Here is an 18,709-nt window from a genome sequence, read left to right as displayed (position 1 = left end):
ATGTGAAGACGAATTCTGGTGCGTCAGCGGCGCGACATGTAGATGTCGAGAGCCTTGTGGAGCAGTTTGTTGAGGGGGAAGTCCCACTCGCCGATGTATTCGGCGGCCTGCCCGCCAGTACCCACCTTGAACTGGATGAGGCCGAAAAGGTGATCGGTCTCGTCCAGCGAGTCGGAGATGCCGCGCAGGTCGTAGACGGTCGCGCCGAGCGCGTAGGAGTCGCGGAGCATCCGCCACTGCATGGCGTTCGAGGGCCGGAACTCCCGCCCGATGTTGTCGGAGGCGCCGTAGGAGTACCAGACGTGCCCGCCGACGACCAGCATCGTCGCGGCGGACAGGTTCACACCCTCGTGCCGCGCGAAGTACAGCCGCATGCGGTTGGGGTCCTCGGTGTTGAGAGCCGTCCACATCCGCTGGAAGTACGCGAGTGGCCGGGGCCGGAAGTGATCGCGCAGCGCCGTGATCTCGTAGAGGCGCTGCCACTCCTCCAGGTCCTGGTAGCCGCCCTGGACGACCTCGACGCCGGCCTTCTCGGCCTTCTTGATGTTGCGCCGCCAGAGCTGGTTGAAGCCCTTGTGGACGTCCTCCAGCGACCGGTTGGCCAGCGGCACCTGGTAGACGTAGCGGGGCTGTACGTCACCGAAGCCCGCCCCGCCGTCCTCGCCCTGCTGCCAGCCCATGCGCCGGAGTTTGTCGGCGACCTCGAAGGCGCGCGGTTCGATGAAGTCGGCCTCGATGTCGCGCAGGCGCTTCACGTCCGGGTCCTGGATGCCCCTCTTGATCGAGGTGGCCTCCCAGCGCCGGATGATCACCGGCGGGCCCATCTTCACGGAGAAGGCACCCTGCTGCTTGAGGTGCGCGAGCATCGGATCCAGCCACTCGGTCAGATTCGGCGCGAACCAGTTGATGACCGGTCCCTCGGGCAGATAGGCGAGATAGCGCTTGATCTTGGGCAGCTGGCGGTACAGCACCAGGCCCGCACCGACGATCTCGCCGGACCTGTCGTCGAACCATCCGAGGCTCTCGGAGCGCCACTCCGCCTTGACATCTGCCCAGGCGGGGACCTGCATGTGGCTGGCCGCGGGCAGGCTCTGGATGTACGCCAGATGCTGCTCGCGGCTGATGGTCCTCAGGGTCAGGCTCATTCGGGGCGCTCCTCGGCTGGTGTGTCCCCATGGGTACAGGGGCTCCGGCTCTCGCGCCGAAGCCTACTGCGCCCTGCGAGCGCCCCGTCTGGCCGTATGCGTCCCGGGCCCCGGCCGGTGTGCGGCCGGGGCCCTTCGACACGTGTCCGGAGCCGCCGTCAGCCGATGACGCCGCCGAAGAGGCCGCCGTGCGCCATGCCGAGGAGGAAGCCGACGGCGGAGGCACCCAGACCGACGATCAGTGCGAACCGTTCCCGGGTGGTCTCGGAGACGAACTGTCCGTACGCGCCGGTGATGATGCCGATCAGCCCCGCCCATGAACTGAGCAGATGGAGGCTGTGGAACATCGCGGAGACGAAGGCCGTGACTCCGAGGACCAGCGTCACGGCGACCAGCGTGTGCTGGAGCGGATGGGGCTTGTGGTCGGTGGCGAAGAGAGAGCCGGCGGTGTTGGGTCGCAATGTCTGTGCCATCTGGCACCTCCTGCGGAAGGTGGCGCATCGTAGCGCCATACACACCCGATGGGTACAGACTGACGGTCACCGGGCCCTGATTTCAACCGGAAGCCGGTGAGCGGGTAGTCTGTAGCGTCTGCACCGGTGTCTGCCCAGGCCACGGCACGGTCTCTCGCTCAGTTCGCTGATCGGCGGCCCGATTGTCAGTGGCTGCCGATACCGTTGCGAACGCATCACAACCCTCCTGCCACGGAACGACCGTGGCCGCTGAGTCCAAAGGAGGTGGGTTACACATGCGTCACTACGAAGTCATGGTCATCCTCGACCCCGATCTCGAAGAGCGTGCTGTCTCGCCGCTGATCGAGAACTTCCTCTCCGTCGTCCGTGAGGCGAACGGAAAGGTCGAGAAGGTCGACACCTGGGGCCGTCGTCGTCTCGCGTACGAGATCAAGAAGAAGCCCGAGGGCATCTACTCGGTCATCGACCTGCAGGCCGAGCCTGCGGTCGTCAAGGAGCTCGACCGCCAGATGAACCTGAACGAGTCGGTCCTCCGGACCAAGGTCCTCCGTCCCGAGACCCACTGAGCTTTCCAGCTCAGCTGAACTCGGGCATCGAGTAGCAGCACCAAGCAGCCAGCAGCAAACCCGCCGAGAGGTTCCCCCATGGCAGGCGAGACCGTCATCACGGTCGTCGGCAATCTTGTCGACGACCCCGAGCTGCGCTTCACCCCGTCCGGTGCGGCGGTCGCGAAGTTCCGTGTCGCGTCCACTCCCCGCACCTTCGACCGTCAGACGAACGAGTGGAAGGACGGCGAAAGCCTGTTCCTGACCTGCTCGGTCTGGCGTCAGGCGGCGGAGAACGTTGCGGAGTCGCTCCAGCGAGGCATGCGCGTCATCGTGCAGGGCCGGCTGAAGCAGCGGTCCTACGAGGACCGTGAGGGCGTCAAGCGCACGGTCTACGAGCTGGACGTCGAGGAAGTTGGCGCCAGCCTTAAGACCGCCACGGCCAAGGTCACCAAGACCACCGGCCGAGGTGGCCAGGGCGGTTACAGCGGCGGTGGCGGCGGTGGCGGCGGCCAGCAGGGCGGCAGCTGGGGCGGAGGCTCCGGCGGCGGTCAGCAGCAGGGTGGCGGCGGTGCTCCCGCCGACGATCCCTGGGCGACCAGCGCTCCTGCGGGCGGCGGCAATCAGGCCGGCGGCAGCGGTGGCGGCGGCGGTGGCTGGGGTGGAAACTCCGGCAGCTCCGGCGGTTCCGGTGGCGGCTACTCGGACGAGCCCCCCTTCTAGGCTCAGGGCCGAAGAGGGTGGGTCGTACCCACACTTCTTGATCAAACAGGAGAGACACACATGGCGAAGCCGCCTGTGCGCAAGCCTAAGAAGAAGGTCTGCGCATTCTGCAAGGACAAGGTCACGTACGTGGACTACAAGGACACGAACATGCTGCGGAAGTTCATTTCCGACCGCGGCAAGATCCGTGCCCGCCGCGTGACCGGCAACTGCACTCAGCACCAGCGTGACGTCGCCACGGCCGTGAAGAACAGCCGTGAGATGGCGCTGCTGCCCTACACCTCCACCGCGCGATAAGGGAAGGGTGACCGAAACATGAAGATCATCCTCACCCACGAGGTCTCCGGCCTCGGTGCCGCGGGCGACGTCGTCGACGTCAAGGACGGCTACGCTCGCAACTACCTGATCCCGCGGAGCTTTGCCATCCGCTGGACCAAGGGCGGCGAGAAGGACGTCGAGCAGATCCGTCGTGCTCGCAAGATCCACGAGATCGCGACGATCGAGCAGGCCAACGAGATCAAGGCGCGCCTTGAGGGCGTCAAGGTCCGCCTGGCCGTCCGCTCCGGCGACGCCGGCCGTCTCTTCGGTTCCGTCACCCCGGCCGACGTCGCTTCGGCGATCAAGGCTTCCGGTGGCCCCGAGGTCGACAAGCGCCGCATCGAGCTGGGCTCGCCGATCAAGACGCTGGGCGCTCACGAGACGTCCGTGCGTCTGCACCCCGAGGTGGCCGCCAAGGTCAGCATCGAGGTTGTCGCAGCCTGACCGCTGCGCTCAGCAGAGCTGAAAGAAGGGCCGCACCCCGCGTGGGTGCGGCCCTTCTTGCTGTCCTGTCCTGCCGCTACGAGCCGATCTCGCTCCGGGCTGACCAATGCCTTGTTTCACGTGAAACGAGGAGTTCCTTCGTTTCACGTGAAACAAGAACGTCCCCGTTTCACGTGAAACAGTCAGCGCGTAGCGCCCGTGACGATCCAGCGGCCCGAGCGGGTGCGCAGCCACAGGGTGAGCATGCGCACGGTCATCATGAGGGTCATCGCCGCCCACACAGCGGTGAGGCCGCCACCGAGGGTGGGAATGAGTAGCGCCACCGGAGCGAACACCGCCAGGACGAGCACCATGGCCCGCGCCAGGTAGGGGCCGTCCCCCGCACCCATCAAGACGCCGTCCAGGACGAAGACGATGCCGCAGATCGGCTGGGAGAGCGCCACCATGAGCAGGGCGGGCAGCGCGATGTCATGGACGGCCGAGTCGCTGGTGAACAGTGGGAGGAAGAGGGGGCGGCAGGCGATCACCAGGCCGCCGAGTACGACTCCGACGGCGATGCCCCACTCCACCATGCGTCGGCAGGCTTCACGGGCTCCTTGGGTGTCGCCCGCACCGAGATAGCGTCCGATGATGGCTTGCCCCGCGATGGCGATGGCGTCGAGTGCGAAGGCGAGCAGGCTCCACAGGGACAGGATGATCTGGTGGGCCGCGAGGTCGGCGTCTCCGAGGCGTGCGGCGACGGCGGTGGCGATCATCAGCACCGCTCGCAGGGAGAGGGTGCGGACGAGCAGTGGTGCACCGGCCTGGGCGCAGGCGCGTATCCCGGCGGCGTCGGGCCGCAGGGAGGCGCCGTGCTTGCGTGCACCGCGGACCACCACGAAGAGGTAGGCGGCGGCCATCCCGAACTGGGCGATGACGGTGCCCCAGGCGGATCCGGCGATGCCGAGGTCCGCGCCGTAGACGAGACCCGCGTTCAGGGCGGCGTTGGCGACGAAGCCGGCGATGGCCACATAGAGCGGTGTCCGTGTGTTCTGCAGACCCCGCAGTACGCCGGTGGCGGCGAGGACGACGAGCATCGCGGGGATGCCGAGCGCCGAGATACGCAGATACGTGATGGCGTAGGGCGCGGCGGTGTCCGAGGTCCCGAAGAGTTCCACCAGCGCGGGTGCGGTGGGCAGGAAGACGGCGATGACAGCGATACCGAGCAGCAGGGCCAGCCAGATACCGTCCATCCCCTGGCGGATGGCGGCCTGAAGGTCGCCCGCCCCGACTCGTCGGGCGACGGCGGCCGTGGTGGCGTACGCGAGGAAGACGAAGATGCTCACGGCCGTGGTGAGGAGAGCGGAGGCGACTCCGAGACCGGCGAGTTGGGCGGTGCCGAGATGGCCGACGATGGCGGTGTCGGCCATGAGGAAAAGAGGCTCGGCGATGAGCGCGCCGAAGGCCGGAACGGCCAGCGCGACGATCTCTCGGTCGTGCCGTCGCCGGGGGGCCCTGGGGGCTGCTGGAGCCTGTGTCATGCACATCAATCTAATCTTCCACAGGTAAGAGATGCAACTATCCTGTGACCCTTACTGGCAAACTCGTGCGACGTACCACCGCACGCCATTCGCATCGATCTTGGCCCGAGTCGGAAAGTTTTTCTTCTGCACAGCCGGTGGATGGGGTAAGTGCAGGTCAGAGCCGGTGTGGAAAACAGGCTGAGTGCTTGTTCACAGGCCTGTCCACCGGGTCGTGCACAGGTTTTGCGGAGTTCTCCACAGCATCGGGGCCGTCGTCCACATGGCCTGTGGATAACCAGATTGGCTGACGGTGCCCGCGGGCCTACCGTGGTGCGGCACCCTCTCCCTCCTCCGTCCTCGGAAACCTCGCAAAACCGACGCGTCAGAACCGGAGTTGGGCGTCTTATTTGTCAGTGTCGTGCCGTAGGAATAAAGGGCACGGCGAGGTCCGCTCGGCGGACGGGAGGAGGTGGCCCGGTGAGTATTTCCGAGCCCTTGGACGACCCGTGGGCCGACAGCGGTCCAAGTGACCGTCTGCCCGCCTCCCGACAGCGCCGCGACGGTGGCGGCCGGAACAGGGAGGACCAGCACGACCGCGGTTCGGACAGCGGTGGCTGGGACGGCGGGGGTTCGTCCTTCGAGCGGGTGCCGCCACAGGACCTGGACGCGGAGCAGTCCGTCCTCGGCGGCATGCTGCTCTCGAAGGACGCCATCGCCGACGTGGTCGAGGTGCTCAAGGGCCACGACTTCTACCGGCCGGCGCACGAGACCGTCTACGGCGCGATCCTCGACCTCTACGCCAAGGGCGAGCCGGCCGACCCGATCACGGTCGCCGCCGAACTCACCAAGCGCGGCGAGATCACCAAGGTCGGCGGAGCGTCGTATCTGCACACCCTGGTCCAGACGGTCCCGACGGCGGCCAACGCCGAGTACTACGCGGAGATCGTCCACGAGCGCGCGGTCCTGCGCCGCCTGGTCGAGGCCGGTACGCGCATCACGCAGATGGGTTACGCGGCCGACGGCGACGTGGACGAGATCGTTAACAGCGCCCAGGCCGAGATCTACGCGGTCACCGAGCAGCGCACGACCGAGGACTATCTGCCGCTCGGCGACATCATGGAGGGCGCGCTCGACGAGATCGAGGCGATCGGTTCGCGGTCGGGGGAGATGACCGGTGTGCCGACCGGCTTCACCGACCTCGACCAGCTCACGAACGGGCTGCACCCCGGTCAGATGATCATCATCGCGGCCCGTCCCGCGATGGGTAAGTCGACGCTGGCGCTGGACTTCGCCCGAGCCTGCTCCATCAAGCACAACATGCCGAGCGTGATCTTCTCGCTCGAAATGGGCCGCAACGAGATCGCCATGCGTCTGCTGTCCGCCGAGGCGCGCGTGGCCCTGCACCACATGCGTTCCGGCACGATGACCGACGAGGACTGGACCCGGCTCGCCCGCCGGATGCCGGACGTCTCGGCCGCTCCCCTCTACATCGACGACTCCCCGAACCTGTCGATGATGGAGATCCGGGCCAAGTGCCGCCGTCTCAAGCAGCGTGCCGATCTGAAGCTCGTGATCATCGACTATCTGCAGCTGATGCAGTCGGGCGGCAAGGGACGTTCCGAGAGCAGGCAGCAGGAAGTCTCGGACATGTCGCGAAACCTGAAGCTGCTGGCCAAGGAGCTGGAGCTGCCCGTCATCGCGCTGTCCCAGCTGAACCGTGGTCCCGAGCAGCGCACGGACAAGAAGCCCATGGTCTCCGACCTCCGTGAATCCGGCTCGATCGAGCAGGACGCGGACATGGTGATCCTGTTGCATCGCGAGGACGCCTACGAGAAGGAGTCACCGCGCGCGGGCGAGGCGGACATCATCGTGGGCAAGCACCGTAACGGCCCGACGGCCACCATCACGGTCGCCTTCCAGGGCCACTACTCCCGGTTCGTGGACATGGCACAGACCTGATCTCTCCCCGGGAGTCACCGGGCCGGGGCCAAATGCGCTCGACGCGGGACGTCGGGGCAGGTGGACTGGGGCCATGACGACGACTTCCGCCGAAGAACTGCTGCCTGCCACGCGCCGGGCCCTGCTGCACAGAATCGCCACCGCCCAGGCGCAGGGGCGTGCGCCGTCGTTGGTCGCCGCGGTGGTGCGGGGCGGGGAGACGGTCTGGCACGGGTCCCGCACCTCGGTGGACGGGCACGGACCCGACGAGAACGTGCAGTACCGCATCGGCTCGATCACCAAGACGTTCACGGCCGTCCTGGTCCTGCGGCTGCGGGACGAGGGTCTGCTCGACCTGGGTGATCCGCTGGAGAAGCATCTACCGGGCACCGGCGCGGGGGAGGCGACGATCGCCGAGCTCCTCGCGCACACAGCCGGGTTGGCCGCCGAGTCGCCCGGCCCCTGGTGGGAGCGCACCCCCGGGTCGCTGCGTCCCGAACTCGCCGACGTCCTGGGCGAGCAGCCGCACCGGCATCCGGTCGGCCGGCGGTTCCACTACTCGAACCCCGGCTACACCCTGCTGGGCGCGCTGATCGAGGAACTGCGGGGCGCCCCCTGGGAGGAGGTCCTGCGCAGCGAGGTGCTCGAACCGCTGGGACTGCACCGGACGAGCGGACAGCCGGAAGCACCTCATGCGGGAGGCTGGGCCGTGCACCCCTGGGCGGACGTCATGCTTCCCGAGCCGGTCGAGGACCTGGGGCTGATGGCGCCGGCCGGTCAGCTCTGGTCGACCAGCGGCGATCTGGCGCGCTTCGCCGTCTTCCTCGCGCGGGGCGACGACCGGGTGCTGAGCGCGGAGTCCGTACGGGAGATGCGTACGCCCGCCGCGCCCGCCGAACCGGAAGAGGTGGCGGCCGGGGCCGCGTACGGGCTCGGTCTGCAGGTTCAGTGTCGGAACGGCCGGACTCTGGTGGGGCACGGCGGTTCCCTGCCGGGCTTTGTCGCCGGGCTCATGATCAGCGTCGAGGACGATCTCGCCGCCGTCGTGCTCGCGAACTGCACCTCGGGTCCACCGGTGGCGACGGTCGCCGCCGACCTCGTGCGTATCGTCGCGGAGGCCGAGCCCCGGATTCCCGAGCCGTGGCGGCCGCTGCCCGAAGTCGACCGGTCCGTACTGGAGTTGGCCGGGCCCTGGTACTGGGGGACGCACGCTTTCGCGTTGCGCCTCACCTCCGACGGGGGCGTGACGCTCGGGCCCCTGGCGGGCAACGGTCGGCGCTCGCGTTTCCGCGCGGAGGACAACGGGACCTGGACCGGGCTCGACGGCTACTACGCCGGTGAGCTTCTACGGGCCGTTGAGGGGCCTGACGGGACGGTGACCCACCTGGACCTCGGCTCGTTCGTGTTCACCCGTCAGCCGTACGGTGAGGGCGTTCCGGTCCCGGGTGGAGTGGACCCCGAGGGGTGGCGCGGCATCAAGTAGCTGCCATTCCGGCTGTGCCGCATGGATGTGTCATGCCGAGGGGCGTCCTGTTTCACGTGAAACAGGACGCCCCTCGGCATGCCGTGCAATGTCGTGATCCATGACCGGGCTTCGCCAGCACGGGCCTCAGAGCTGCAGCTTGAACCCGACGTGCGACGCCGTGAAGCCGAGACGCTCGTAGAACCGGTGAGCATCCGTCCGGGTGGCGTCCGACGTCAGCTGTACCAACTGGCAGCCCTCGCTCCGGGAGCGGTCCACGGCCCATTCGATGAAGCGGGTGCCCAGACCGCTGCCCCGCTCGTCGGCATGGACGCGTACGGCTTCGATGATCGAGCGGGTCGCTCCCTTGCGGGACAGCCCGGGAACGATCGTCAGCTGGAGCGTGCCGACGACCCGGCCCTCCCGCACGGCGACGACCACGTGCTGGTTGGGATCTTTGCTGAGGCGTTCCAGCGCGGCCAAGTACGGCGTCAGGTCGTCCGGTGACTCACGCTGCGAGCCCAGCGGGTCGTCGGCGAGCATCGCGACGATCGCGGGAAGGTCGTCGGCGACCGCGGGGCGTATCTCAAGATCTCCCATGGCGTCAGCCTATGCAGAGCGAGAACGACGCAGCCGCGTCCGCGGTGGACCTGCCTATGCGGGCGCGGGCAGGCTCGCCGATTCCACGACGCGGACCAGCGGGGCCAGCTCGGGGCTCCTGGCGGCCTCGTCCAGCGCTTCCCGCAGGGCCGCGTCGTTGGTGGGCCGGGCCTCCTCCAGAAGCGTGAGCCCCGCCTCGCTGACGTTCGTGTAGATGCCGCGGCGGTCGGTGGGGCACAGGTAGCGCGAGAGCAGGCCCCGGTCCTCCAGCCGGGTCACCAGCCGGGTGGTGGCGCTCTGGCTGAGGACGACCGCGTCGGCGACCTGCTTCATCTGCAGATGGCCGCCGTCGCCGTCGTGCTGGCGGCTGAGGACGTCGAGGAGCGAGTACTCGCGCACGCTCAGACCGTGCCGCGTCTGCAGGGCTCGCTCGATGTGCGCCTCGATCCTCCCGTGCAGCAGAGAGAGGGCGCACCAGCCCTGGGCGAGAGCGGTGAGCGCGGGGTCCGTCGCTGTCATGGCATTTCCTCCGTCCCGGAGTGGCTGACACCAGGATAGGGCACGACCGCAATATCCTGCGCTTGCACTTAACCCGCGTCTGCAACTATTGTGAACGCACGTAAAGCGCTCCTGCAATCTTCTGGGAAGGTCGTCCCCCATGCCTCTCGCGCTTCTGGCCCTCGCGATCGGGGCCTTCGGAATCGGAACCACCGAGTTCGTGATCATGGGCTTGCTGCCCGAGGTCGCCGGCGACTTCGGTGTCTCCATCCCCACCGCGGGTTTCCTCGTGACCGGCTACGCGCTCGGAGTCATGTTCGGCGCGCCCCTCATGACCGTGCTCGGCACCAAGATCTCCCGCAAGCGGATGCTGATGCTGCTGATGGGACTCTTCATCGTCGGCAACCTGATCTCCGCGGTCGCCCCCACCTTCACCGTCATGCTGAGCGGACGCGTGATCGCCTCGCTCGCTCACGGTGCCTTCTTCGGCATCGGCTCGGTCGTCGCCGCCGACCTGGTCGCGCCGGACAAGAAGGCCGGCGCCATCGCGATGATGTTCACCGGTCTGACCGTCGCCAACGTCGTCGGCGTACCGCTGGGCACCCTCATCGGGCAGTCCGCTGGCTGGCGCGTGACCTTCACGGTCGTCGCCGCGCTGGGCGTGCTCGGCCTGGCCGGCATCGCCAAGCTGGTGCCCGACATGCCCAAGCCCGAAGGCGTGCACCTGCGGCACGAACTGGCCGCCTTCAAGAACGTCCAGGTCCTGCTCGCCATGGCGATGACCGTGCTCGGCTTCGGCGGAGTCTTCGCGGCGATCACCTACATCGCGCCGATGATGACCAACGTCACCGGTTACGCCGACGGCTCCGTCACCTGGCTGCTCGTCCTCTTCGGCCTCGGTATGGTCGGCGGCAACCTCGTCGGCGGCAGGTTGGCCGACCGCGCCCTGATGCCGATGCTGTACGTGTCACTGGGCGCCCTCGCGGTCGTACTCGCCCTGTTCACCCTGACCGCGCACAACAAGATCGCGGCGGCCGTGACCATCACGCTGATCGGAGCCCTCGGGTTCGCCACCGTTCCGCCGCTGCAGAAGCGGGTGCTCGACCAGGCGCACGGCGCCCCGACCCTCGCCTCCGCCGTGAACATCGGTGCCTTCAACCTCGGCAACGCCCTCTCGGCCTGGCTCGGCGGCGTCGTGATCGCGGCCGGCATGGGCTACACCGCCCCCAACTGGGTCGGCGCCGTCCTGGCCGCCGCCGCCCTGTTGCTCGCGGTCCTCTCGGCCGCACTGGAGCGCCGCGCCGACTCGGCCGACCCGGTCGTCGCCGTGAAGGCGGAACAGGCGCACTCCGTGCAGCAGCAGACCATCGCCCACAACTGAGCGACGGCCGCACCCCCACACCGCACCATCTCGCAAGGAGAAACCCCTCATGAACACCACCACCGTCACCCCGCTGACCATCCAGGACGCCGAGGCGCTCGTCACGGCCGCCCGTCGTGCCGCGGAAGCCGCGGACGTCAAGGTCAGCGTCACGGTCCTCGACGCGGGCGGCCACCTGCTCGCCTTCCGGCGGGACGACCGGGCGGTCCTGATCTCGGGCGAGACCAGCACCCGCAAGGCGTACACGGCGCTGCAGCTCGGCACTCCCACCGCGGATCTCGTCGAGGCGGTCCAGCCCGGAGGGCTCTTCCACACCCTGCCGACCGCGCTCGACCGCCCGCTCCTGTTCATCGCCGGCGGTGTGCCGGTCCACCGCGACGGCCGCCTGATCGGCGCGATCGGCGTCGGTGGCGGCGCCCCGGAGCAGGACCACGGCTTCGCCTCCGCAGCGCTGCAGACCCTCGCGTAGGAGGGCAGGCGCCCGGAGCGTCCCGTACCGACGAACCGCCCGCTCATCCCAGAGCGGGCGGTTCGCGCGGTTCAGCCCGTGTCGCCGGGTTCAGCCCGCGGCCACGGTGAGCGGAGCGAACCGCCGTGTCCAGTCGCCGGGCAACTCCCCGATGCCGTACGTCATGACCGCGTTGAAACTCAGGGAGGCGAGCCCGCGCTCCTTGACCCACGCCAGCAGTTCCTCATGGCGTACATCGATGTCCGTGCGCAGGGGACGGTCGGTACGCGAGGCCAGCGAGGCGATGAGAGCCTTCGCCGTCTCGGTGTCCCGGGCGATCAGCGGGCCCACGACATGGCTGTCCATGTTGGGCCAGGCGGCCGCGTACCCGATGATCCGGCCGTCCTTCTCGGCGACGCGCAGTTGGTCGGAGAAGGCGGGCAGCCGCGTGATCATGTGCGTCCGGTCCGTGCCGAAGACCTCCTCGTCGAGGCGGAGGATCGTGACGAGATCCTCGGCCGTGGCCGCGCGCGTGGCCACCTCGGGCTCCGGGCCCACAGGATTGAAGCGGCCACGGACCATCTCGGCGCGTCCGATGGTCTTGAAGCCCAGTTCCTCGTACAGAGGGCGCCCGTACGGCGTCGCGTGCAGGGTCACCGGGGTCGTCCCCAGCTCGGCCACGACATGGCGCATGAGGCGGCGCCCGATGCCCTGGCGTGCGTACCGCTCGGCGACCAGCACCATGCCGATGGCTGTCAGATCCGGCTGTTCCCGGGGCCCGTAAGCGGTCACGACGCAGGCGGAGACAAGGCCTCCGCCGGGGTCGTCGATGCCGTAGCCCGTGCCGGCCGCGAGCAGCAGACCCCACTTGTGTTCCTCGCGGGGCCAGTCCCGGTTCTCGGAGAGGTCGGCGCAGGCGGAGAGATCGCGAGGCGTCAGACGACGGATGGGCAGAGCGGCGGCGGAAGGAGTCGGCACGCAGGTCAGGCTGTCCGACGGGCGGCTCCCGCGTCCACCGGTTTGCGGGCGGCCGTACGCATCCTTTGCCCACGCCGGGTCAGCCCCCAGGGCTTGAGGAGCGAGATCACCGTCATGAAGAGATACGCGCACAGTGAGACGATCGGTCCGAACAGGACGTCACCGGGGTCGGGCAGCGGTCCTCCGTCCGACACCGCGGCGACCGCGGTGTCGACCCCGGGGCGCAGGGCGAGAACCGTGGCCGTGGCAGTGGCCAGAGTCAGCCAGAACTTCGTGTAGACCCACCGGTGCCTCGCCAGCCCCCACGGCGTGCCCAGGGACAGCACCAGGCCGGTGAAGAACGTGAGAAACGCGAGGGGGAGCAGAAGCCAGTCGGCAAAGGTCTTCATGGCACGGACAGAGGCTGCCACGGTCATCGCGGACCCTGTGGTGGTCGCGGTGATTCCCAGGGCGAGCAGCCCGAGCGTGAGCCCGAGCCAGCACGCGGACGCGGCTACATGGACGACGAGGTTGGCCCGGCGCGCGGGGCGGCTTAGTTTCACGTGAAACACCGTGCTGGGCGCGAGCGGCTATGACATCTGACGGCGGGAGTAACCCCGCGTACTAGCCTCGGCGTACACCCTGTGAATTGGCTTGCTCCGCCCGGGAATTGAAAGAATTGGTGAGACGTCCACCACGCAATTCCTGACGTAAGGAAGTGGGGACTTGTGCGTCGGACCGCGGCCGGTATGGTCGACTCCGGTTCGTGTCCGACGAGGTGTCCGCACATCATGTCGGGGCGATCACAGGGCAATGCAGCCTAACGGGACAGAAAGATCGAATACCCGCATTTCCGGTTACGCGACCGGCTGGTGGTATTGGGTGGGATGCTGACTTGGCTGTAGTGCGGCCAATGTCACATTCTCGGCTCACTTGTCCCCAGTGTGCGATGACGCGGTCCACTATGGGCGCATTGGCCGACAGGACGGAACGGGGCGAAGTAAGCAGTCTGCGGGGGGAAAGCAGGCATCTTCCGATCGAGGAGGTGCGCAGACCGACCGAAAGATGTTCGAGGCGAGGCACAGCATGGACGCTCCGACCACCACGTCGGCCGACAACGGCACTTCAGGGGGTGGCGGCGGAGGCGGCTGGTTCACACCGCACACGCCACCGGACCCGCCCGCGGGCGGCGAGCAGGGGGCGACCGAGGGGCGGCGCCTGGCCGCGTTGCGGCCCGTCCGCAGGTCTGCGACGGGAGAGAGCGACGCGTCGCCGCGGCGAATACCCTCCAAGGCGGAGCCCGGACCGGACACGGATCGAACCGACGCCGCCCGAACCGATGCCGCCCGAACCGACGCCGACCGAATCGATGCCGCTCGAACCGGCCCCGACCTCGGCCCGGGCCCTGGCTCCGGCCGCGGAGGCGCCCCCGGCGGGAGCGAAGGCCCAGCTCGTCCCGTCGCGTCGGTGCCCCCGCAGGCGACACGCGAGGCGACACCCCTCGCGGTGACGCACAACGGCCCTCCCCCTCCGCCGAATCCGGGCCTTGAACATCCGGACCACGAGCACGCCGTCCCCGGCCGACGGCCCCCTCACTTCGCGGCCCCCACACCAGCCGCCCCCACTCCGGTCCAGGCCCCCACAGCAGCCCCCGCAGCGGCCTCCGCGCCCGCCCCCGACTCGGTGCCCGCGCCCGTGCAAGCACCCGCGAGGCCCGCTTCCCCCGACGCCGTCCTCATCCGCCGCACCATGGCCGAGGTGGCGCCCGTCGCTGACAAGGTCACCTCGTACTTCTACGCGCTGCTCTTCGTCCGCCATCCCGACCTGCGCCCCCTGTTCCCGGCCGCGATGGACACCCAGCGGGACCGGCTGCTCAAGGCCCTGCTGACAGCGGCCGAGCACATCGACAACACCGAGGTCCTGGTCTCGTATCTGCAGAACCTCGGCCGCGGCCACCGCAAGTACGGCACACGCCCCGAGCACTACCCCGCCGTCGGGGAGTGCCTTCTCGGTGCGCTCAGCCGGTTCGCCGGGACGGTCTGGGACGGGGAGACCGAGGCGGCCTGGGTCAGGGCGTACACGAAGATCTCCCAGGTCATGATCGACGCCGCCGCGGCGGACGAACTGCGTGCGCCGGCCTGGTGGTACGCCGAGGTGATCTCGCACGATCTGAGGACCCCGGACGTCGCTGTCGTCACGGTGCGCCCCGATCAGCCGTACCCCTTCCTCGCCGGCCAGTACGCGAGCCTGGAGACCCCGTGGTGGCCCCGCGTCTGGCGGCACTACTCGTTCGCCTCCGCGCCCCGCTCGGACGGCCTGCTGTCGTTCCACGTGAAGGCGGTTCCGGCGGGCTGGGTCTCCAGCGCGCTGGTGCACCGGGCCCGTCCCGGCGACATCGTCAGGCTCGGCCCGCCCGCGGGCTCGATGACCGTCGACCACACCACCGACAGCGGACTGCTCTGCCTGGGCGGCGGCACCGGCATCGCGCCGATCAAGGCACTGGTCGAGGACGTCGCCGAGCACGGGCAGAGGCGCCCGGTCGAGGTCTTCTACGGGGCCCGCACCGATCACGACCTGTACGACATCGACACCATGCTCCGGCTCCAGCAGAGCCACTCATGGCTCTCGGTGCGTCCCATCGTCGACCAGCAGGCACATCTCCAACTGCCCGACGCGGTCCGCGAATACGGTCCGTGGAACGAGTACGACGCCTATCTCTCGGGCCCGCCCGGCATGATCCGCAACGGCGTGGACGCACTCCGGGACATCGGTATCCCGTCGGCACGGATCCGTCACGACGCGGTGGAGGACCTGGTAGCGGCACGCGACTGACACCGGTCCGGACGGCACAGGACGGGACCCGACGGGGCCGGACCCAGGCCTCGGCCCCGGCTCGCGTCAGCGGGGCAACCAGGGGGCAACCAGGGGCAAACAGCGGGGCTGCCCGCTGGACGTCAGCCCAAGTCGGGTGCCTGCATCGCCCGTACGCCCTCGATGTTCCCGTCGAGATAGTGCCGCAGAGACAGCGGTACGAGGTGGACGGAGGCGATGCCCACGCGCGTGAAGGGGATCCGCACGATCTCGTAGTCGCCGCAGGGCTCTTCGATCTCGGGGCCGTGGCGGAGCGAGGGATCCATCGACTCCAGGTGGCAGACGAAGAAGTGCTGCACCTTCACCCCGGTCGAGCTGCTGTCCTCGCCGATGTGCTCGACGGTGTCGACGAAGCACGGCACGACATCGGTGATCTTGGCGCCGAGTTCCTCGTGCACTTCACGGTGGAGCGCGTCGACGACGGTCGTGTCCTCGGGCTCGACGCCGCCGCCGGGCGTCAGCCAGTAGGGATCGACGCCGGGTTTGGTCCGCTTGATCAAGATCAAGTCGTCGCCGTCCAGCAGGACGGCCCGGGCGGTGCGCTTGACCACGGGTCGGTCGGTCATGGGAGGAATGTGGCCCGGTTGGTTCCACGTGAAACATCGCCGCCCGGACGAGGCGGCGCTTCTGCGTCACGACCAGCCGGTAGCGGCACGCATCAGCCACTCGTGAGCCCGCGCGATATGCGGCATGGCCAATGTGCCGGTCCGTACCACCAGGAAGTACGTACGAAGGGGCGGGACCGTCGGTTCGCTCAGCGCCACCACGTCGCCCCGCTCCAGAGCCGGTCCGCACAGATAGCGCGGCAGGACCGCGAGTCCCGCGCCGGTGGTGGCGCAGGCGAGCACGGCCCGCAGGTCGGGAACGATGACGGTGCCCGACGCGGCGGGCAGGGAGTCGAAGACGGAAGCCCAGTAGCGGGCGATGAACGGCAGCGACTCGTGCACCTCGACCACGGGCAGGTTCTCCAGGGCTGGCGCGCCCTGGAGCCGTAACTTGTCGGAGTCGATACGGGCGATCCAGCGCGGGGCGGCGACCAGCATGTGCTCCTCGTCGCAGAGCGGAGTCGCGGTGAGCAGGGAGCCCCGGGGGCGTGCCGTGCTGATGGCCAGATCGTGATGCCCGGCAGCGAGCCCTTCCAGCGTTTCCTCCGCATTGCCGAAGGAGGCCCGCAGCGCGAAGCCGTGACCGTCGTCGCCGATCAGCTCGGTGAGTGCGGGCAGCGCGCGCTCGGCGGTGAACTCCGGTGGCCCGGCGAGGTGGAGGGTGCGCACGGAGGAGTCCGCGTCGAGGCCGGTCTCGGTGATCTCCACGAGGGCGTCGAGATGCGGGGCGGCCTTGTGGGCGAGTTCGTCCCCGATGGTGGTGGGGGTCACCCCGCGGGCCTGGCGCAGGAACAGGGGGCGTCCAAGCTGCCGTTCGAGCGTGCGGATCTGTGAGGTGACGGCCGGCTGGGAGAGGCCGAGCAGGGCGGCGGCGCGGGTGAAGGAGCCGGCCCGATGCACGGTCACAAAGGTCCGCAGCAGGGCCAGATCCATGGCTTCCCTTCGATCTCCAGCGTGCCGGAAGCCCCCAACTATAAATAAGTCGATAGCCCCCTGTCGCTACCGTGATTGGACACTGACACAGAGTCAACTAGCCTTGTTCGCGCGGTTCTTAGCGCAGAGAACCGGGGCGGTCCGAGCCACGAGGGGGGAGGCTCGGACCGTCCGTTGTGCGTAGTGCCGTTACTGGCCGGTCACTCAGCAGGTGCCTACTTCGCGGACTCGTCGAGCGCCCGCCGGACATCGGCCACCAGATCCTCCGGGTCCTCGGCGCCGACCGAGAAACGGATGAAGCCCTCCGGGACCGCGTCGCCGCCCCAGCGCCCGCGCCGCTCGGCGGTTGACCGCACCCCGCCGAAGCTCGTCGCGTCGTCCACGAGCCGCAGCGCGTCGAGGAAACGGTCGGCACGCGCGCGCGTGGGCAGGGTGAACGACACCACGCACCCGAAGCGCCGCATCTGCTGCGAGGCGATCTTGTGCGAAGGGTCGCCGGGCAGTCCGGGATAACGGACCCCGAGCTCCTCGGGCCAGTCCCGCAGTGTCTCGGCGATCACCTGGGCGCTCGCGTTCTGCCGGTCCACGCGCATCTGCAGCGTGGCGAGCGATCGGTGCGCGAGCCATGCCTCCATGGGGCCCGGGATCGCCCCGACGATCTTGCGCCAGCGTCGTACGGAGGCCATCGCCGAGGCGTCGACGCCCGTGACGTACCCCAGGAGGACGTCTCCGTGCCCCGTGAGCTGCTTGGTGCCGCTGGCCACGGAGAAGTCCGCGCCCAGCTCCAGCGGCCGCTGCCCGAGCGGCGTCGCCAGGGTGTTGTCGACGGCGACGAGCGTGCCGCGCGCGTGGGCGGCCTCGACGAGCCGTCGCACGTCGCACACGTTGAGCCCCGGGTTCGACGGGGTCTCGATCCACAGCAGCTTCGCTCCGTCGAGGACGTCGAGCTGGGCGTCGCCGCCGGTCGGCGCCGTGCGCACCTCGATGCCGTACGCCTCCAGCTGTCCGCGTACGAGCGGCAGGACCTGGTAGCCGTCGTCGGGCAGCACGACCGTGTCGCCAGCGCTCAGCTGGGAGAAGAGGACGGCCGAGATGGCGGCCATGCCGGAGGCGAAGACGAGCGTCTCGACGCCGTCCCGGCCCGGAGCCTCCAGCTCGCCGATGGCGCGCTCCAGGTGGGTCCAGGTCGGGTTCTCGTCGCGTCCGTAGGTGTAGGCGCCGGTGGGCTCGCCCGGCAGATGGAAGTGGGCGGCGAAGACCGGGCCGGGGAGGGTCGGCTCGTGCTTGACCGGCTCGGGCAGCCCCGCCCGCACGGCACGCGTGCCGTCACCCACTCCCTCGGAACCCGCTTCCTCGAAAGAATTCGTCATGCCGCCTGTTCCTCCACTTGCTCGCGTACAGCGGCGAGCAGTCCGGTGCTCGCCCCCTCCACCATCTCAAGACACTCCTCGAAACCGTCCATCCCCCCGTAATAGGGATCAGGTACGTCGAGATCGGCGCCGGCGGCGGTGTCGTACGAGCGGAGCAGCCGGACCTTCTCGGCGTCGGCCGGGGTCGGTGCGAGCCGGCGCAGGGCTTTGAGGTGGCCGGAGTCGAGGGCTATCACCAGGTCGAGCCGGGAGAACCAGTCGGGCCGGAACCGTCGGGCCGCATGGCCGCTGCCGTAGCCGTTCGTCTCCAGCACGGAGACGGTGCGCGGGTCGGCGCCGTCACCCTCGTGCCAGCCGTCGGTACCCGCGCTGTCCACCTCGACCAGACCGTCGAGGCCCACCTCGGCCACCCGCGCGCGGAAGACGGATTCGGCCATCGGGGAGCGGCATATGTTGCCGGTGCATACGAAGCACACGCGATAGGGCATCGGGGTCG

At 69.0% G+C, this 18,709-nt stretch carries 20 protein-coding genes; 9 read left to right on the top strand and 11 right to left on the bottom strand.

The annotated features are described in order from the left end of the window. Positions 1-23 precede the first annotated feature (23 nt). Positions 24-1,145 carry a lipid II:glycine glycyltransferase FemX gene (locus ACZ60E_RS12400; protein ID WP_107020425.1) on the bottom strand — a complete coding sequence of 374 codons (1,122 nt, stop codon included), beginning with the start codon at positions 1,143-1,145 and terminating at the stop codon, positions 24-26. A 158-nt stretch (positions 1,146-1,303) separates the two neighbouring features. After that, positions 1,304-1,618 (bottom strand): hypothetical protein, encoded by a 315-nt coding sequence (locus ACZ60E_RS12395; RefSeq protein WP_384807819.1) that lies wholly within the window; start codon positions 1,616-1,618, stop codon positions 1,304-1,306. A gap of 275 nt (positions 1,619-1,893) precedes the next feature. On the opposite strand from ACZ60E_RS12395, the gene rpsF reads away from it, so the two are divergent. The 4 genes from rpsF (at position 1,894) to rplI (ending at position 3,648) form a co-directional block, all read left to right on the top strand. Beyond that, a complete protein-coding gene (rpsF, locus tag ACZ60E_RS12390) occupies positions 1,894-2,184 on the top strand; it encodes a 30S ribosomal protein S6 (RefSeq protein ID WP_028804085.1) in 291 nt (96 codons plus the stop codon). A gap of 78 nt (positions 2,185-2,262) precedes the next feature. Continuing rightward, on the top strand, positions 2,263-2,886 hold the full coding sequence (locus tag ACZ60E_RS12385) for a single-stranded DNA-binding protein (protein ID WP_453791303.1): 624 nt from the start codon (positions 2,263-2,265) through the stop codon (positions 2,884-2,886). 60 nt (positions 2,887-2,946) lie between these two features. Then, a complete protein-coding gene (rpsR, locus tag ACZ60E_RS12380; RefSeq protein ID WP_003949403.1) occupies positions 2,947-3,183 on the top strand; it encodes a 30S ribosomal protein S18 in 237 nt (78 codons plus the stop codon). An 18-nt stretch (positions 3,184-3,201) separates the two neighbouring features. Then, positions 3,202-3,648: a 50S ribosomal protein L9 gene (gene rplI / locus ACZ60E_RS12375; protein WP_210881436.1), complete on the top strand. Its 447-nt coding sequence runs from the start codon at positions 3,202-3,204 to the stop codon at positions 3,646-3,648. A 182-nt stretch (positions 3,649-3,830) separates the two neighbouring features. On the opposite strand, the gene ACZ60E_RS12370 is transcribed toward rplI, so the two are convergent. Further along, on the bottom strand, positions 3,831-5,168 hold the full coding sequence (locus tag ACZ60E_RS12370) for an MATE family efflux transporter (protein WP_384807815.1): 1,338 nt from the start codon (positions 5,166-5,168) through the stop codon (positions 3,831-3,833). Between the two features lie 459 nt (positions 5,169-5,627). On the opposite strand from ACZ60E_RS12370, the gene dnaB reads away from it, so the two are divergent. Then, a complete protein-coding gene (dnaB, locus tag ACZ60E_RS12365) occupies positions 5,628-7,109 on the top strand; it encodes a replicative DNA helicase (protein ID WP_384807813.1) in 1,482 nt (493 codons plus the stop codon). A gap of 73 nt (positions 7,110-7,182) precedes the next feature. Then, positions 7,183-8,571 carry a serine hydrolase domain-containing protein gene (locus ACZ60E_RS12360; protein ID WP_469439917.1) on the top strand — a complete coding sequence of 463 codons (1,389 nt, stop codon included), beginning with the start codon at positions 7,183-7,185 and terminating at the stop codon, positions 8,569-8,571. Between the two features lie 126 nt (positions 8,572-8,697). On the opposite strand, the gene ACZ60E_RS12355 is transcribed toward ACZ60E_RS12360, so the two are convergent. Together ACZ60E_RS12355 and ACZ60E_RS12350 are read right to left on the bottom strand one after the other, a co-directional pair. Then, entirely contained in the window at positions 8,698-9,150 is a 453-nt protein-coding gene (locus ACZ60E_RS12355; RefSeq protein ID WP_384807810.1) for a GNAT family N-acetyltransferase, read from the bottom strand. Positions 9,151-9,204: 54 nt separating this feature from the next. Further along, complete coding sequence (locus ACZ60E_RS12350) at positions 9,205-9,669, bottom strand: MarR family winged helix-turn-helix transcriptional regulator (RefSeq protein ID WP_385831599.1); 465 nt, start codon at positions 9,667-9,669, stop codon at positions 9,205-9,207. Between the two features lie 139 nt (positions 9,670-9,808). Here ACZ60E_RS12350 and ACZ60E_RS12345 point away from each other — a divergent pair, with 139 nt between their 5' ends. After that, positions 9,809-11,029, top strand: coding sequence for an MFS transporter (locus ACZ60E_RS12345; protein WP_469439916.1), 1,221 nt, complete (start codon positions 9,809-9,811; stop codon positions 11,027-11,029). A gap of 49 nt (positions 11,030-11,078) precedes the next feature. Next, positions 11,079-11,498 carry a GlcG/HbpS family heme-binding protein gene (locus ACZ60E_RS12340; RefSeq protein WP_469439914.1) on the top strand — a complete coding sequence of 140 codons (420 nt, stop codon included), beginning with the start codon at positions 11,079-11,081 and terminating at the stop codon, positions 11,496-11,498. 90 nt (positions 11,499-11,588) lie between these two features. Here the strand turns inward: ACZ60E_RS12340 and ACZ60E_RS12335 are convergent, their stop codons facing one another. Together ACZ60E_RS12335 and ACZ60E_RS12330 are read right to left on the bottom strand one after the other, a co-directional pair. Then, on the bottom strand, positions 11,589-12,455 hold the full coding sequence (locus ACZ60E_RS12335; protein ID WP_469439912.1) for a GNAT family N-acetyltransferase: 867 nt from the start codon (positions 12,453-12,455) through the stop codon (positions 11,589-11,591). Between the two features lie 5 nt (positions 12,456-12,460). After that, the gene (locus ACZ60E_RS12330; protein ID WP_469439911.1) at positions 12,461-12,997 is read right to left on the bottom strand and encodes a DUF2269 family protein; all 537 of its coding nucleotides are present in this window, start codon (positions 12,995-12,997) and stop codon (positions 12,461-12,463) included. Between the two features lie 502 nt (positions 12,998-13,499). Between ACZ60E_RS12330 and ACZ60E_RS12325 the strand changes: the two genes are divergently transcribed. Then, positions 13,500-15,266: a globin domain-containing protein gene (locus ACZ60E_RS12325; protein ID WP_469439910.1), complete on the top strand. Its 1,767-nt coding sequence runs from the start codon at positions 13,500-13,502 to the stop codon at positions 15,264-15,266. Between the two features lie 122 nt (positions 15,267-15,388). Here ACZ60E_RS12325 and ACZ60E_RS12320 read toward each other — a convergent pair whose 3' ends face one another. The 4 genes from ACZ60E_RS12320 to ACZ60E_RS12305 form a co-directional block, all read right to left on the bottom strand. Continuing rightward, on the bottom strand, positions 15,389-15,871 hold the full coding sequence (locus ACZ60E_RS12320; RefSeq protein ID WP_189771429.1) for an NUDIX domain-containing protein: 483 nt from the start codon (positions 15,869-15,871) through the stop codon (positions 15,389-15,391). A 66-nt stretch (positions 15,872-15,937) separates the two neighbouring features. Beyond that, positions 15,938-16,843 carry a LysR family transcriptional regulator gene (locus ACZ60E_RS12315; RefSeq protein ID WP_384807797.1) on the bottom strand — a complete coding sequence of 302 codons (906 nt, stop codon included), beginning with the start codon at positions 16,841-16,843 and terminating at the stop codon, positions 15,938-15,940. A 215-nt stretch (positions 16,844-17,058) separates the two neighbouring features. Beyond that, a complete protein-coding gene (locus tag ACZ60E_RS12310; protein ID WP_469439908.1) occupies positions 17,059-18,213 on the bottom strand; it encodes a cystathionine gamma-lyase in 1,155 nt (384 codons plus the stop codon). Further along, positions 18,210-18,701 carry a low molecular weight protein-tyrosine-phosphatase gene (locus ACZ60E_RS12305; protein ID WP_469439907.1) on the bottom strand — a complete coding sequence of 164 codons (492 nt, stop codon included), beginning with the start codon at positions 18,699-18,701 and terminating at the stop codon, positions 18,210-18,212. Before ACZ60E_RS12305 ends, ACZ60E_RS12310 begins: the two co-directional genes overlap by 4 nt. Positions 18,702-18,709: the final 8 nt, after the last annotated feature.

This window comes from Streptomyces sp. NPDC102514 (assembly GCF_055584525.1).
Note: the sequence above shows the minus strand (reverse complement) of the source record. Positions and strands in the feature narration are given on the sequence as shown.